The 13,207-nt window shown below is 75.7% G+C and carries 12 protein-coding genes; 2 read left to right on the top strand and 10 right to left on the bottom strand.

Features of this window, described 5'->3' with window-relative positions; genetic code table 11:
- Window positions 1-153: 153 nt before the first annotated feature.
- The 9 genes from AB0M97_RS29140 to AB0M97_RS29100 all read right to left on the bottom strand — a co-directional run bounded on the left by AB0M97_RS29140 (window position 154) and on the right by AB0M97_RS29100 (window position 9,068).
- Complete coding sequence (locus AB0M97_RS29140) at window positions 154-1,431, bottom strand: glycosyltransferase (protein ID WP_365963974.1); 1,278 nt, start codon at window positions 1,429-1,431, stop codon at window positions 154-156.
- Window positions 1,428-2,393 (bottom strand): glycosyltransferase, encoded by a 966-nt coding sequence (locus tag AB0M97_RS29135; RefSeq protein WP_365963973.1) that lies wholly within the window; start codon window positions 2,391-2,393, stop codon window positions 1,428-1,430. Before AB0M97_RS29135 ends, AB0M97_RS29140 begins: the two co-directional genes overlap by 4 nt.
- On the bottom strand, window positions 2,390-3,469 hold the full coding sequence (locus tag AB0M97_RS29130) for a glycosyltransferase family 9 protein (protein WP_365963972.1): 1,080 nt from the start codon (window positions 3,467-3,469) through the stop codon (window positions 2,390-2,392). Before AB0M97_RS29130 ends, AB0M97_RS29135 begins: the two co-directional genes overlap by 4 nt.
- A complete protein-coding gene (locus AB0M97_RS29125) occupies window positions 3,466-3,990 on the bottom strand; it encodes a hypothetical protein (RefSeq protein WP_365963971.1) in 525 nt (174 codons plus the stop codon). The genes AB0M97_RS29130 and AB0M97_RS29125 overlap by 4 nt, the downstream gene beginning before the upstream one ends.
- On the bottom strand, window positions 3,987-5,051 hold the full coding sequence (locus AB0M97_RS29120) for a glycosyltransferase (RefSeq protein ID WP_365963970.1): 1,065 nt from the start codon (window positions 5,049-5,051) through the stop codon (window positions 3,987-3,989). The genes AB0M97_RS29125 and AB0M97_RS29120 overlap by 4 nt, the downstream gene beginning before the upstream one ends.
- Window positions 5,048-6,709, bottom strand: coding sequence for a carbamoyltransferase C-terminal domain-containing protein (locus AB0M97_RS29115; protein ID WP_365963969.1), 1,662 nt, complete (start codon window positions 6,707-6,709; stop codon window positions 5,048-5,050). The genes AB0M97_RS29120 and AB0M97_RS29115 overlap by 4 nt, the downstream gene beginning before the upstream one ends.
- A gap of 61 nt (window positions 6,710-6,770) precedes the next feature.
- Window positions 6,771-7,757: an NAD-dependent epimerase/dehydratase family protein gene (locus tag AB0M97_RS29110; protein ID WP_365963968.1), complete on the bottom strand. Its 987-nt coding sequence runs from the start codon at window positions 7,755-7,757 to the stop codon at window positions 6,771-6,773.
- A 313-nt stretch (window positions 7,758-8,070) separates the two neighbouring features.
- Window positions 8,071-8,592 (bottom strand): hypothetical protein, encoded by a 522-nt coding sequence (locus AB0M97_RS29105; protein ID WP_365963967.1) that lies wholly within the window; start codon window positions 8,590-8,592, stop codon window positions 8,071-8,073.
- Window positions 8,593-8,831: 239 nt separating this feature from the next.
- The gene (locus AB0M97_RS29100) at window positions 8,832-9,068 is read right to left on the bottom strand and encodes a hypothetical protein (protein ID WP_365963966.1); all 237 of its coding nucleotides are present in this window, start codon (window positions 9,066-9,068) and stop codon (window positions 8,832-8,834) included.
- 318 nt (window positions 9,069-9,386) lie between these two features.
- Here AB0M97_RS29100 and AB0M97_RS29095 point away from each other — a divergent pair, with 318 nt between their 5' ends.
- Window positions 9,387-10,613, top strand: a complete 1,227-nt coding sequence (locus AB0M97_RS29095) for a cytochrome P450 (RefSeq protein WP_365963965.1) — start codon at window positions 9,387-9,389, stop codon at window positions 10,611-10,613.
- Between the two features lie 120 nt (window positions 10,614-10,733).
- Here the strand turns inward: AB0M97_RS29095 and AB0M97_RS29090 are convergent, their stop codons facing one another.
- Entirely contained in the window at window positions 10,734-12,266 is a 1,533-nt protein-coding gene (locus AB0M97_RS29090; protein WP_365963964.1) for a helix-turn-helix domain-containing protein, read from the bottom strand.
- A 212-nt stretch (window positions 12,267-12,478) separates the two neighbouring features.
- Here AB0M97_RS29090 and AB0M97_RS29085 point away from each other — a divergent pair, with 212 nt between their 5' ends.
- Complete coding sequence (locus AB0M97_RS29085) at window positions 12,479-13,099, top strand: L-threonylcarbamoyladenylate synthase (RefSeq protein WP_365963963.1); 621 nt, start codon at window positions 12,479-12,481, stop codon at window positions 13,097-13,099.
- Window positions 13,100-13,207 lie beyond the last annotated feature (108 nt).

Here is a 13,207-nt window from a genome sequence, read left to right as displayed (position 1 = left end):
GGGTCGTGGGCCTGTTCCTGTGCCCGGCTGTGCTGTCGTGCGGCGTGGCGCGGGGTTTGTTGGGTCTGGGTGGCGGGGGGGGCGGGGGGGGGGGGCCCGCGGCGGGACCCGCACCTCCCTTCGGGGCGTCGGCGGTCGGGGCGGCCTGGGGGGTCAGCCGGTTCCCGTGGCGGCGGGCTCGGCGTCGAGGACGTCGCAGTACGCCGATTCGGTGGCCGCGGCGACGCGGCTCCAGCCGTACCGGCTGAGGACCCGGCGGCGCCCTGCCGCGCCGCAGGCCGCGCGGGCGGCCGGGTCGGCGAGCAGACCGGCGACGGCGCGGGCCAGCGCCTGCGGGTCGCGGGGCGGCACCAGGCGTCCGGTGCCGGGGTCGGCGACGGTGTCGAGCTGTCCGCCGACGGCGCTGGCCACGACAGGGCGCCCGCAGGCCATGGCTTCCAGCGGGACGATGCCGAAGGGCTCGTAGTCGGCGGGGCACAGCACCACGTCGGCCGAGCGCAGCAGCCGCGGCACGTCCTCGCCGGTCACACCGCCCGTGAAGCGGACCCGGTCGGCGACCCCGGCGTCACGGGCGATGCCGCGCAGCCGGCGTACCTCGGGGTCGTCGTCGAGCCGGTCGGGCGGGGGTCCGCCGACGAGGACGAGTTCGGTCTCGGGCAACCGCGCGAGCGCGGCGATGGACACGGCGGCGCCCTTGCGCGGCACGAGGCGGCCCAGCTGGAGGAGCCGGTGGCGGTGCGGCCCGCGCGGCGCGGCCGGTCCGGTGGGGGTGAAGCGGTCCGTGTCGACGCCGCACGGTACGACGGTCGTCTTGCGGGTGGGGATGCCCATGCGGGCGAGTTCGGTGATCTCGTCGCGGCAGGTGGCGACGATGCGGTCGCAGCCGAGGCCGACCTCGATCTCGCCGGCGATGCGCTGCGGCGGGCTGGTGTCGGCGAGGCGCTGGTGGCGGCGCTTCACCGTGCCGAGCGCGTGGTAGGTGTGCACGAGCGGCAGGCCGCGCTCCCGGGCGGCGGCGAGCGCGGCGAGGCCGGACATCCAGTAGTGGGAGTGCACGAGGTCGGGTGCCCGGCGCCGCCACGCGCGGTCCAGGACCTCGCCGAACTGCGCCATGTGCGGCAGCAGTTCGTCCTTCGGGAGCGGCTCGGGCGGACCGGCGGACACGTGGTGCACCTCGACGCCGTCGCGTACCCGGACCCGGTCGGGCAGGTCGGGCGCGTCGCGCCGGGTGTGGACGGTGACGCGGTGCCCGCGGTCGGCGAGGGCGGCGGCGAGGCAGGCGACGTGGACGTTCTGCCCGCCGGCGTCGACGCCGCCGAGCGCGGCGAGGGGGCTCGCGTGTTCCGACACCATCGCGATGTCCAGGGTGCCCGGCTGGAGGCGGTCGCCGCCGACGTCGCCCGACGGGAAGGGGCTGAGGGACGGGGTCATGCGCACACCTCCGTGATCAGGCGCTCCCAGTCGGCCAGGAAGCGTTTGAGCCCGTACCGTTCGAGGGCCGCCTGGCGGGCACGTGCCCCGTCCTCGGCGGCGGCCGCGGGGTCGGCCAGGTAGCGGCGCGCGGCCTCGGCCAGCACCTCGGGACGAGTGGACAGGGTGCCGGCGCCGGGTGGTACGGCCTCGACGGCCTCGGTGGTGGCCAGTGCCACGACGGGCATGCCGAGGTGCATCGCCTCCAGCAGGGACAGGCCGAGGGACGTCCAGCGCACCGGATGCAGGTACAGCCGGCGTTCCGCCATCGCCGCGTGCAGTTCGTGCTGCGGCAGGTCGGCGGTGCGGCACCGGTCGGGCGGCAGGCCGAGGTGGTCGGCGAGGCCCTCGGTGCGCATGCCGAAGACGTCGAGCGGTGCCGCCGCGGCGAGCGCGGGCAGCAGGTCGGTACCGGTGTGACGACCCCGGCGCAGCGGTTCGTTGACGACGACGGCGGCCCGGCCGATCCGGCCCGTGTACCGGTGGCCGGGGTCGACGATGCCGTGCTCGACGACCTCGGCGCGGGTGGTGCCGCAGTCCCAGAACAGCCGGTTGAAGTGGGTGACGTGGACGATCGTGAGGTCGTCGCGGTCGGCGCACGGGTGCCGGGTGCCGGGTACGTCGCCGTCCGGGGCGTTGTGCTCCAGGTACACGGCGGGTACGTCCCGGCCGGGCCGGCGTCCGCCCAGCCAGCGCTCGGCCAGCTCGAGTTCGTGCGGGCGCTGCAGGACGACCAGGTCGACCGGTGTGTCGCGCAGTTGCCCGGGGGTGGCCTCGCGCACGGACGCGGGCCAGGCGAAGGTCCTGGCCCGGCCGAGCCCGTCCGGGTCGCGGCCCGGGGTGACGGGGACGACGTAGGTGTGCGGGCCCTGCACGAACGCCGTCGTCCAGGAACCGTGCACGTGCCACAGGAGGATGTTCATACGGGTGCTCCTCGTTCCGTCTGTTCCCCCCGGTCGCGTGCGTCCCCCCGGGACCGGACGAGCGTGGTCACCGCGGCGAGGACCTCGGCGTCGCCGATCCCGTCGAGGCAGGGGTGTCCGGGCTCCGGGCAGTGCCGGGCCCTGCTGTCGGCGCAGGGCGCCCACTGGTCGCCGAGCACGACGTGCGGCACGCCGTACGGGGCCCACTGCCCCACGGGCACCACGGGCGCGAAGAGGCTCACGACGGGTGTGCCGACGGCGGCGGCGAGGTGGGCGGGGCCGGTGTTGCCGGCGACGAGGACGCGGGCCCCCGCCAGGACCCCGGCGAGGGTGGGCAGGTCGGTGGCGCCGCCGAGGTCTCGGGCGTGCCGTCCGGCGACGCGCGCGGTCAGGGCGCGCTCGGCCGGGCCGCCCGTGACGACGACCCGGTGACCGGCGGCGGCGAGCGCGGCGACGGCGCGGGCCGCCCGGCCGGGGCTCCAGGCGCGGGCCGGTACGGCGGCGCCGGGATGCACGGCGACGTACGGCCCGCGCCCGGTGAGGCGGGCGGTGTCGGGCAGCGGGGTGGTGACGCGGAGCCTGCCGTCGTCGCCGGGCGGGAGCGGGCATCCGGCGGCCCGCGCGAGGTCCAGCGCGGCCTCCACTTCGTGCCGGTGGGGCCTGCGGTGGTGGCGCAGGTCGAGCAGGGTCCCGGGGTAGTCCTCGCTGTCGGCGGCGATCCGGCCGACACCCGCCAGCTTCAGCAGCAGCGCGGCGGGCAGCGGGCTCTGGTGGTACGACACGAGCACCAGGGCCCGGTCGAAACGCCCGGCCCCGACCGTGTCCAGCAGGCGCCGGGTGGCACTGTCCGTGACGGGCGGCGGTTCGAGGCCCACCCAGGGCGCCTCGTAGACGAGAACGTCGTCCACGCCCGGCAGCAGCCGCGCGGCGGGCGCGCCCTGCGGTCCGCACAACAGGGCGGTGTACGAGGACCCGGCCGCGACAGCCCGCACGGCGGGCCCGGCCAGCAACACGTCTCCGGCACTGTCCAGCCGCACGACGAGCGTCCGCGGAAGGCTGCTTCGGGCACTGGTCATCGCGACTCCGCGGGACTGCGGACCGGCCGACGGGGCGGGCACGGGGGGCCGAGCGGGCCGGGGAGCGGGCGTGAGGCGCCGAGCGGGCCGCGGGGCGGGGGTGGGGGTGGGGCGCCGAGCGGGTCGCGGGGCGGGGGTGGGGCGCCGAGCGGGCCGCGGAGCACGTGTGCGGCACCCTGCACGCCCTCGGGGAGACGCGGAGCGCCGAGCAGGCCGCAGGGCAGGCGCAGGGCGCCGAGCATGCCCTGGGGCAGGCGCCGGGCGCCGAGCAGGCCGCGCGGCACGCGCAGAGCGCCGAACGGGCCATGGAGCCGACACGGGGCGCCGAGCGGCCCATGGAGCACGTGCGGGGCGCTTGGCGGCCCGTGGAACACCCGCGGGGCGCCGAGCGTGCCCTGGAGTACGCGCCGGGCGCCGGGCAGGCCGTGGGGCAGGCGTCCGCCGGACGGGCCGTAGGGCAGGCCCGGGGCGCCGAGCGGCCCGTGGCCCGTGGCTGCGGACGCGGTGGCCGGGCGCGTCATGACCCGGTCCGTTCCCCGGCCGCGGAGCGCACCCGGGGGGATGGTCGGTGTGGCTGCCGGGTGCGGTGCGGCGGGACGTCGCGGTGGGTGATCCGGCCGCGCAGCCAGTGCCAGGTGGCGGCCGGGGGGATGGCCGCGCTGGTCAGCAGCATGGTGAGGATCTCGTCGCGGGTGCGTGGCCCGGGCAGGACGCGGGCCGTGGTGAATTCCGCGGTGCCCGCCAGCCAGGCCGCGCCGCAGTACGCCGCCGAGCGCGGCCGGTGCAGCAGGGCGCAGGCGACGGCGCCCAGCCCGGCCGCGGTGATGGCCAGATGGGCGGGCAGGCGTCCGCGCGGGGCCCCGGCCCGGTGCCACCAGTCGCGGCCGTGCAGCCGTGTCATGAGGACGTCGTCGGCGTTGCCCGCCTGGACGCGGACGGAGGTCCAGCGCCCGGTCGGCCGCACGGGATGGGTCGTGGTCCGCCGCCCCTCGGTGAGGGTCCAGCCCGCGTCGAGGAGGCGCAGCGCGAGGTCGGCGTCCTCCCGGAAGGCGCGGCGGAAGCGCTCGTCGAAGCCGCCCACGGATTCCAGCGCCGTACGGCGGTATGCCAGGTCGGCGGTGATCCAGCGGGCGGTGGCGAGTCCGGCCGTGGCACGCTCCCAGTCCGTGGGCCGGCGGCCGGACGGCAGCGGCACCTCGATGCGGGCGGTGACCCCGGCGACCCGGCCGGTGGCCGCGGCGAGGTCGACGGCGAGGTCGTGCGCCCAGCCGGGTCCGGGCACCACGTCGTCGTCCAGGAAGACGATCCACGGCACGTCACCCGCGGCCCGCCACCCGGCGTTGCGGGCGGCGGCGGGGCCGCGTGCCGCGCCGCGCACCACGGTGGTCCGGGGCCGCAGCGCCGGCGGTACGTGGGCGGTGACGGCGGGGCCCGCGGGGTCGGGCCGGTCGTCGACGAGGACGACGCGTTCCGGGCCCGGCCCGTCCGCCAGGGCGAGCGCGCGCAGGCAGGCGCCGAGGCTGGGCCTGCCCAGTGTGGGGATCACCACGGCGTACGCGGGCGTGCCGTCGGGCCCGGTCATCGCGGTCCTCCCCCGTCGGTGCGGAAGAGGTCGCCGCGCCGGATGGCGTACGGGCCGATGGCCAGCAGGTCGACGGGCGAGGAGCCGAAGCACTCCAGGGCGTCGCGCGGGTCGTCCACCATGGGCCGCCCGGCCGTGTTGAGGCTGGTGTTGACGACGACGGGCAGTCCGGTGAGCCGCTCGAACTCGCCCAGCACGCGGGCGACGAGCGGTTCGCGCGCCGGGTCGACGGTCTGGATGCGGGCGGTGCCGTCGACGTGCACGACGGCGGGGATGCGCTCCCGCCAGGCGGGAGCCACGTCGTGCACGAACAGCATGTACGGGCTGGGCAGCGGGCCGTCGAAAATGGCGGCGGCGCGGTCGGCGAGCACCATCGGCGCGACGGGCCGGAACTGCTCGCGGCCCTTGACGTCGTTGAGCCGTTCCAGGTTGCCCGCGTGACCGGGGTGGGCCAGCAGGGAGCGGTGCCCGAGGGCGCGCGGCCCGTACTCGGAGCGGCCCTGGAACCAGGCGACGATCCCGTTGTCGGCCAGGGCGCGGGCGACGGTCGCGGCGATGTCCGGGGGTCGTTCGAAGGGGACGGCCGCGGTCTTGAGCCAGGCGCCGAGTTCGGCGTCGGACCAGTCTCGGCCTAGGTCGGCGCCGGTCATGGGCTCCGGTTCGTCGCCGGTGGCCGCGGACAGCAGCAGGGCGCCGCCGAGGGCGGTCCCGGCGTCGCCGGCCGCGGGCTGCACCCACACCGTGCCGAAGGGGCCCTCGCGGGCGATGCGGGAGTTGGCGACGCAGTTGAGGGCGACGCCCCCGGCGAGGGTCAGCACGCTGTCATGGGTACGGCCGTGCAGCCAGCGCACCAGGTCCAGCAGCGTCTCCTCCAGGACGGCCTGCGCGCTGGCGGCGACGTCCGCGTGGGCCTGCGTCCACGGCTCGTCCGCGCCGCGCGGCGGGCACAGCTCGGCCCAGGGGACGGCGGTGGCGTGGAAGCCGCCGTCGCCGGTCGGGTACACGTGGCGGCGCAGTTCGCCCAGCATGCGCGGCGTGCCGTGGGAGGCGAGGGCCATCACCTTGAACTCGTCGGAGGAGCGCAGGAATCCGAGGTGCTCGGTGAGTTCCTCGTAGACCAGGCCCAGGGAGTGCGGCAGTTCCTGGGAGTGCAGCGCCTCCAGGCGGTCGTGGACGCGGCGGGCGGCGAGGTGGGAGGCGCGTTCGCCGCGGCCGTCCAGGACGAGCACGGAGGAGTTCCCGGCGCCGGGCGCGGCGAACGCGCTGGACGCGGCGTGCGCCATGTGGTGCGGCACGAAGCGGACGATGCCGGGGTCCAGGCCGGGCAGTGCCGCCGTCAGGAAGCCGGGTGCTTCGCGGGCGTAGGTCTGGCGCAGGTGGTCCCAGGGGTCGTCCAGCCCCATCTCGTGGGCGGGCCGGGCGAGCGACGGGTCGTACGAGTAGGTCACCGCGTCGAGGTCCTGCGGGCGCAGGCCGGCACGCTTGAGGCACCAGGCGGCGGCCTGCTCCGGCAGTTCCCAGGCGGAGAACGGCACCGGCCGCTTGCCGTGCTTGCGCCGTGAGAACCGCTCCTCCTCCGCGGCGGCGACGGTGCGCCCGTCGATGACGAGGGCGGCGGCGGGGTCGTGGAAGAGGGCGTTGATTCCGAGGATTCGCATGGGGTGACCAGGCCTTTCGGCGGATCGGGACGGAGCCGGGGCCGCGCGGGGCGGGGCGCGGTCAGGCGCCGGTTTCGGGCTGGGTGCCGGCGCCGGCCTGGGCCCGGAACCAGGTGATCGTGCGGCGCAGGCCGTCCTCGGCCCCCACGCGCGGTTCCCAGCCGAGCTTGTCGCGGGCCAGCGTGATGTCCGGGCAGCGCAGGGCCGGGTCGTCCACGGGGCGTTCGACGAAGCGGATGTCGGAGCCGGAGTCGCAGAGTTCGATGACGAGCCGGGCCAGGTCGAGCATGGTGATCTCGGCCGGGTTGCCGAGGTTGACCGGCCCGCGCAGGCCGTGCGCGGCGGCGGCGAGGATGCCGGCCACGGTGTCGTCGACGTAGCACAGGGAGCGGGTCTGGCGTCCGTCGCCGGTCACGGTGAGGGGTTCGCCCGCGAGCGCCTGGCGGACGAACGTCGGCACGGCCCGCCCGTCGTGGCCGCGCATCCGGGGGCCGTAGGTGTTGAACAGGCGCACGATGCAGGTGTCCGTGCCGCGCGTCTCGGCGTGCGCGGTGGTCAGCGCCTCGGCGAAGCGTTTCGCCTCGTCGTAGACGCTGCGCGGGCCGACCGGGTTGACGTTGCCCCAGTAGCGCTCGTTCTGCGGGTTCTGCTGCGGGTCGCCGTACACCTCGGACGTCGAGGTCAGCAGGAAGCGGGCCGAGGAGGTGTGGGCGAGTTCCAGGGCGTGCCGGGTGCCGAGGCTGCCGGTCTCCATGGTGTGCAGGGGCAGCCGCTGGTAGTCGGCCGGGGACGCGGGGGACGCCAGGTGCAGCACGAGGTCGGGGGGCCGCTTGACCGGGATGCCCTCGGCGACGTTGGCGTGCACCAGGGTGAAGCCGGGGCGGTCGAGGAGCGGGGTGATGTTCTCGGTCTGGCCGGTGCTGAAGTCGTCCACGCAGGTGACGGCCGTGCCCGCGTCCAGCAGGGCGGCGCACAGGTGGGAGCCGAGGAAGCCTGCTCCCCCGGTGACGACGGCGTGCTCCCAGTTCGGTGCGGTGGCGGTGGTCATACGGTCTCTCCTCCGTCGGCGGCGGAGCCCGGGCGCGGGGGGCCGCGGCCGGGTCGCCCTGTCTTCTCCGGAGGCTTTGGAGCCCCGCCTCAGCTTCCGTCGTCCGGCGGGCCGGGGCACGGTCGCGTAGGGCACTCGGGTGATGTACGGAGGGTGAGGGGCACCGGGGGTGTGCGTTTGCGCAGGTCGCGGGAGGGGTGGGGCGTCCGGCTCCGTACCTGGCTGAAAACGCCTCCGAGGATCTCGCCGCACGGGGCCGGGGAGGGCCGTACGCGGCCGGGGAAGCGTCCGCCGGGCGGTCAGGCAGCGCGGCTCAGGCGATGAGCGTGCGCCCGGGCTTCAGCCGGTCCAGGAGCTGCGGCTGGTGCAGTTCCGCCACGGAGGCCAGCAGGTCGGGGTGGCGCAGCAGGGCCGCAGCGCGCCGGTCGCCGTCGTCGGGCGCCAGCAGTCGGCGGAAGTCCGCCTCTACGGCGGTGCCGTGGCCGTCGGCGAGCGCGGTCACGGCCAGCGCCGCCAGCGCGGGGTCGCCGAGCAGGCAGGCCGCCCAGCTCACGAGGACCTCGTCGACCCAGGTCCGCCAGGCGTGGCCGTCCGGTTCCCGCTCCGCCGCGTCGGCGCCGGTCACCCAGTCGAGCCGGGCGGAGCCGCCGGGGCCCGCGAGGGCGACGAGCGCGGCGTCCATGGGCGTCGGGTAGCGCAGCCACGCGGCGACCGTGACGGCCTGCCGCGCCTGCGCCTCGCACAGCGCTGCGGCCAGCGCACCCCCTGGGGCGGGGAAGGCGCGGGTGAGCCACTGCGCGGTCGCCGCGATGACCGGGGAGAGTTCTGCGTGCACTGACGGGCCGCCCGGGACTGCTGGAGGAGAAGGGGGACTGTACGGCAGACGGTAGTGGGCGGCCGTGCCCGCGGGATATGAGCGGCGCCTCCCCCGGGATGTGGCCTCGCCCACACCCGCACCACCGCAATGGCACCCGCGCCCCCGGCAGCATCGCGCAGGCCAGGGCCCCGCCGGGCACGACGAAGGCCCGGCCCCCTGCTCACCGGAGGACCGGGCCTTACGCGTGTGACGTGCCGTCAGCCGTCGTTCAGGCGCGCGCGCAGCAGCTTCTTGCCCAGTTCGGCGCCCTTGCGGCTGTCGGCCTGGGCCTTGCGGAACAGGTCCGCGACCTCGGTGTCCTTGGCGCGCTCCGCGTCCTGGATGTAGCTCTCCAGGCGCAGTGCGTTGCTGAGGCACGCTTCCACGTACCAGATCAGGTTGTAGTCCTTGTCCTGCGTACCGGTCACGCCTCCGGTCTCGGCGCCACTGGTCATGCGGGCCTCTCCAACTGCTTCGGTTTTCGTGCCGGGTCCCCGTGGGCGGGTGGACCCGCCGGCGCGGGACGGGTACCCGGCCTCCCGCGCCGCACACAACCTCGTCGCCGGCCTGCCGCGTCCGGCCGTCGCCGCGGGCCCCGAGGGCGCTTGCGCGCGGCGGGCTCCCCGGCGCTCCCCGGTGCGGCACCCTCAACTCGCGTCGCGGAGGCCGAAGTTCCGTCGAACCTCGCCGGAAGCGAAAAAGACCGGACAGTTTGCGAATGAGATCGGCCGCGACCAGGCGATATCGGCAGGTCACGGTGTGTACTGGTGTGCGTGAACGTGACCGACCGCATTGCTCTCGACCCCTTCGGTGCCGACATCCCCGCGGAGATCGCCCGGCTGCGCGAGCTCGGCCCGATCGTCCCCGTCGAGCTGCCCGGCGGCATCCCCGCCTGGGCCCCCACCCGTTACGACACCCTGAAGCAACTGATCCTCGACCCCCGGGTGAGCAAGGATCCCCGCCTGCACTGGCGGCTGTGGGCCGAGGTCGGCGACCGCCCGGCCTGGCACTGGATCCTGGGCTGGGTCGGAGTGGTCAACATGCTGTCCACGTACGGCGAGGACCACGCGCGGCTGCGCCGCCTCGTGGCACCGAGCTTCACCCACCGGCGCACCGAGGCGATGCGCCCCCGCGTGACGGCCATCACCGAGGAGCTGCTCGACGCGCTCGACGCGTCCCCCGACGGCACGGCGGACCTGCGGGCCGCGTACGCCCATGCGCTGCCGATGCGGATGATCTGCGACCTGGTCGGCGTGCCCGAGGAGTTGCGGGACGCGTTCGCCCGGCTGATCGCCGCGCTGATGGACACCTCCGACCCGAGTCCGGAGCGGGCGGCGGCCGTGCAGCAGCAGCTCGGGACGGTGCTGCCCGCGCTGATCGCGCACAAGCGGAAGCTGCCCGGCGACGACCTCACCACCGAGCTGATCCGGGTGCGCGACGAGGACGGCGACCGGCTCTCCGACGACGAGCTGCTGCACATGATGCTGCTGATCGTCGGGGCCGGTTTCGAGACGACGGTCAACCTGATCGGCAACGCGGTCGTCGCGCTGCTGCGGGACCCGGCGCAGCTCGCCGCCGTGCGCGCCGGGACCATCGGCTGGGACGCCGTGGTCGACGAGACGCTGCGGGTGCATCCGTCGATCGCGTCGCTGCCGCTGCGGTTCGCCGTCACCGACCTCACCGTCGACGGCGTCACCGTTCCGGCCGGGGACGCCATCGTCACGACATACGCCGCCGCCGGGCTCGATCCGGAGCGCTACGGTCCGGACGTGGCCGCTTTCGACGCCGCGCGCGGCGCGGACGACCATCTGGCGTTCGGCATCGGCGTGCACCGCTGCGTCGGGGCCCCGCTCGCCCGGGTGGAGGCGCTGACCGCGCTGCCCGCCCTCTTCGACCGGTTCCCGGACCTGCGGCTGGCGGTGGACCCCGGCGAGCTGCGGCAGGTGTCGTCGTTCGTCGTGTACGGCTGGCGGGAGATCCCGGTGCTGCTGCGCGGCTGACCGGAGGGCCGTGGGGCGCGACCGGTCCCCCGTTCCGGTCGTGCCCCCGGCTCGATGAACCTACGTGCCGGGCGCGGCCGTTGTGAATCGCGTCGATGCCCGCTGCACGCCCGGCAGCACTCAGCCGTGCACAAGTGAGTCCGGATGGCCCGTTTTCGTCCCGCCCAGAGCGGGCTGTTCGAGGTCGCCGACGGCGAGATGGGCGAGGACGACCTCGTAGAGGTCGCCGCCGCCGGCCAGGAGCTGGTGCTCCAGGACGGGTTCGGCGCTGCGGACGTGTTCGCGCACGGTCTGCGCGTGGACGCCGAGGGTCTGCGCGGCGCGCTCGGCGTTGCCTCCGGCCGCGATCCAGGTGCGCAGCGTGCGGCGCAGGTTGCGGGCGTCGCCGTCCAGCTTCCCGAGCAGGTCCCGCGCCCAGCTGCGCACCGCGGGAGAGGCCAGCAGGTCGCCGAGCCGGGCGCCGCCCGCGTCGGGGGCCGCGCCGCCGGGGGCGCTCTCGGTCAGGGCGATCTGCGTGTTGAGGGCGAGCTGCACGGTGGCGCGGACGGTGAGGTCGGTGAAGTCGATGCCGAGCAGGGCCTCCACGCGTTCCATCCGGGCCCGGACGGTGTTGCGGCTGACGCCGAGGATCCGGGCGGTGCTGACCGCCGTGAACTCCAGGCCCAGGCGGGTGGTGGCGAGGAGTTCGGCGCGGGTGTGGTGCGGCAGCGCGTCGAGAGGACGCAGGACGTGGTACGTCCAGGCGCGCAGGGCGGCCGGGTCCATCAGGCGTTCGGGGTGGGTGCGTTCGGCGTAGACGGCTGTCTTGTCGGGCCGGAAGCGGGCCACGGCGAGGGCGCTGACGGCCTGCCCGTAGGCGGCGGCGGTGTTGGCGAGGCGCTGTCTGGCGCTGCCGCCGAGGAAGGTGTCCGCATGCCGGGCGACCAGGGCGCGCAGCGCGCCGCCGACGCTCTCGCGGGAGGTGACGACGATGACGTGCCCGTCCATGGCCGGGCAGCGCACCACCAGGGCGTGGTCGCCCACCGCGTCCAGGCAGGCGTCGGCGAGCCGGTCGCGTTCCTCGGTGCAGCTCTCCACGACGTACACGCAGGCGGTGTCCGTGTCGAGGAGGCCGGGCCACAGTCCCGCGGCGACGCGGCGGGCCGAGACGGTGTCCTCGACCATCAGCAGCTGGAGGATCGCCAGCCGCAGGTCGGACGTCGCGCGTTCCAGCCGGTGCCCGGCGGCGGTGGACTCGTGGGCGCGCAGCAGGATCTCCACGACCTGCGCGGTGTGCGTGACGATGTCGAAGGCGCGCCGGTCGAAGGGCTCGCGGCGGGAGACGGCGAGGACGGCGGGGCGGGCGGAGCCGGGGTGCTCGACCCGCACCAGGCGCAGGTGGTCACCGCGGTCCTCCCAGGCGGCGGAGGCGATACGGCCGGTGACGATGCTCGCGACGAGTTTGTCGTCAAGGGTGAGCGGGGTGCCGGCGAGGACGGTGCCGGTGTCGTCGCGCAGGCACACCGGGCCGTCCACGGTCTCGGCGAGCCAGGCGAGGAGCCTGCCGATGTCGCGCCCGGCCGGACGCAGGTGTTCCAGCAGTTTCTCGGCCCACGGCGCGGGTGCGCCGTCCACCGCCGCCGTGCCTCGTGCGCCGTCCTCTCGGCCCGCCATGTCGGCCTTCTCCTCGTTCCTCGTCGGCGTCCCCCGGTTCGGACGTTACCTCACGGGTGGCCTGAACCGGACGGCGGCGAGGGCGGCAACACCGGGCCCGGCAGAGGCTCTACCGGCGCTTTTCGGCCATGGTCGGCGGGCCGGTGCGTTCGCCGGGCGGGGCTCACCCGGCCTGCGGTGCCCCGGCCCGATGAGGGGCATAAGCTCGGCGGATGGCCAAGTACTACGACGTGCACCCCGACAACCCGCAGCCGCGCACCATCGCCCAGGTCGCGGACGGCATCCGCTCCGACGCGCTCGTCGCGTACCCGACGGACTCGTGCTACGCGCTGGGCTGCCGGCTGGGCAGCCGTGACGGCATCGACCGGATCCGGACCATCCGTCAGCTGGACGACCGGCACCACTTCACGCTGGTGTGCCAGGACTTCGCGCAGCTCGGCCAGTTCGTACGGATCGACAACGACGTGTTCCGGATCATCAAGGCCTCCACGCCGGGCAGTTACACGTTCATCCTGCCGGCGACCCGGGAGGTGCCGCGCATGCTCCAGCACCCGAAGAAGAAGACGGTCGGCGTCCGCATCCCCGACCACGTGGTGACACAGGCGCTGCTGGCCGAGCTGGGCGAGCCGCTGCTGTCCAGCACGCTGCTGCTGCCCGGCGAGGACGAACCGCTGACGCAGGGCTGGGAGATCAAGGACCGGCTCGACCACGTGCTGGACGCGGTGGTCGACTCCGGGGAGTGCGGCACCGAGCCGACGACGGTCGTCGACTTCTCCTCCGGTGAGGCCGAGATCGTGCGGCGCGGGGCGGGAGACACCGCACGGTTCGAGTGAGCTGCCGGCCGGGGGCGGGCGCGGCGGGCGGCATCCCGCGTGTCAGGATGACCGGGATCCGGTTCCTCCCGCCGGGCCGGGTCCCGCACCCCGCCCCCCACCGAGAGG

It is taken from the genome of Streptomyces sp. NPDC051207 (genome assembly GCF_040682395.1).
GTDB lineage: Bacteria > Actinomycetota > Actinomycetes > Streptomycetales > Streptomycetaceae > Streptomyces.
Note: the sequence above shows the minus strand (reverse complement) of the source record. Positions and strands in the feature narration are given on the sequence as shown.

Bases quoted from the DNA above. Each gene is read 5' to 3' on its own strand.
- AB0M97_RS29115 (WP_365963969.1), bottom strand. From the start codon at position 6,709: ATGCGAATCCTCGGAATCAACGCCCTCTTCCACGACCCCGCCGCCGCC.
- AB0M97_RS29140 (WP_365963974.1), bottom strand. From the start codon at position 1,431: ATGACCCCGTCCCTCAGCCCCTTCCCGTCGGGCGACGTCGGCGGCGAC.
- AB0M97_RS29125 (WP_365963971.1), bottom strand. From the start codon at position 3,990: ATGACGCGCCCGGCCACCGCGTCCGCAGCCACGGGCCACGGGCCGCTC.
- AB0M97_RS29090 (WP_365963964.1), bottom strand. From the start codon at position 12,266: ATGGCGGGCCGAGAGGACGGCGCACGAGGCACGGCGGCGGTGGACGGC.
- AB0M97_RS29110 (WP_365963968.1), bottom strand. From the start codon at position 7,757: ATGACCACCGCCACCGCACCGAACTGGGAGCACGCCGTCGTCACCGGG.
- AB0M97_RS29120 (WP_365963970.1), bottom strand. From the start codon at position 5,051: ATGACCGGGCCCGACGGCACGCCCGCGTACGCCGTGGTGATCCCCACA.
- AB0M97_RS29130 (WP_365963972.1), bottom strand. From the start codon at position 3,469: ATGACCAGTGCCCGAAGCAGCCTTCCGCGGACGCTCGTCGTGCGGCTG.
- AB0M97_RS29085 (WP_365963963.1), top strand. From the start codon at position 12,479: ATGGCCAAGTACTACGACGTGCACCCCGACAACCCGCAGCCGCGCACC.
- AB0M97_RS29135 (WP_365963973.1), bottom strand. From the start codon at position 2,393: ATGAACATCCTCCTGTGGCACGTGCACGGTTCCTGGACGACGGCGTTC.
- AB0M97_RS29100 (WP_365963966.1), bottom strand. From the start codon at position 9,068: ATGACCAGTGGCGCCGAGACCGGAGGCGTGACCGGTACGCAGGACAAG.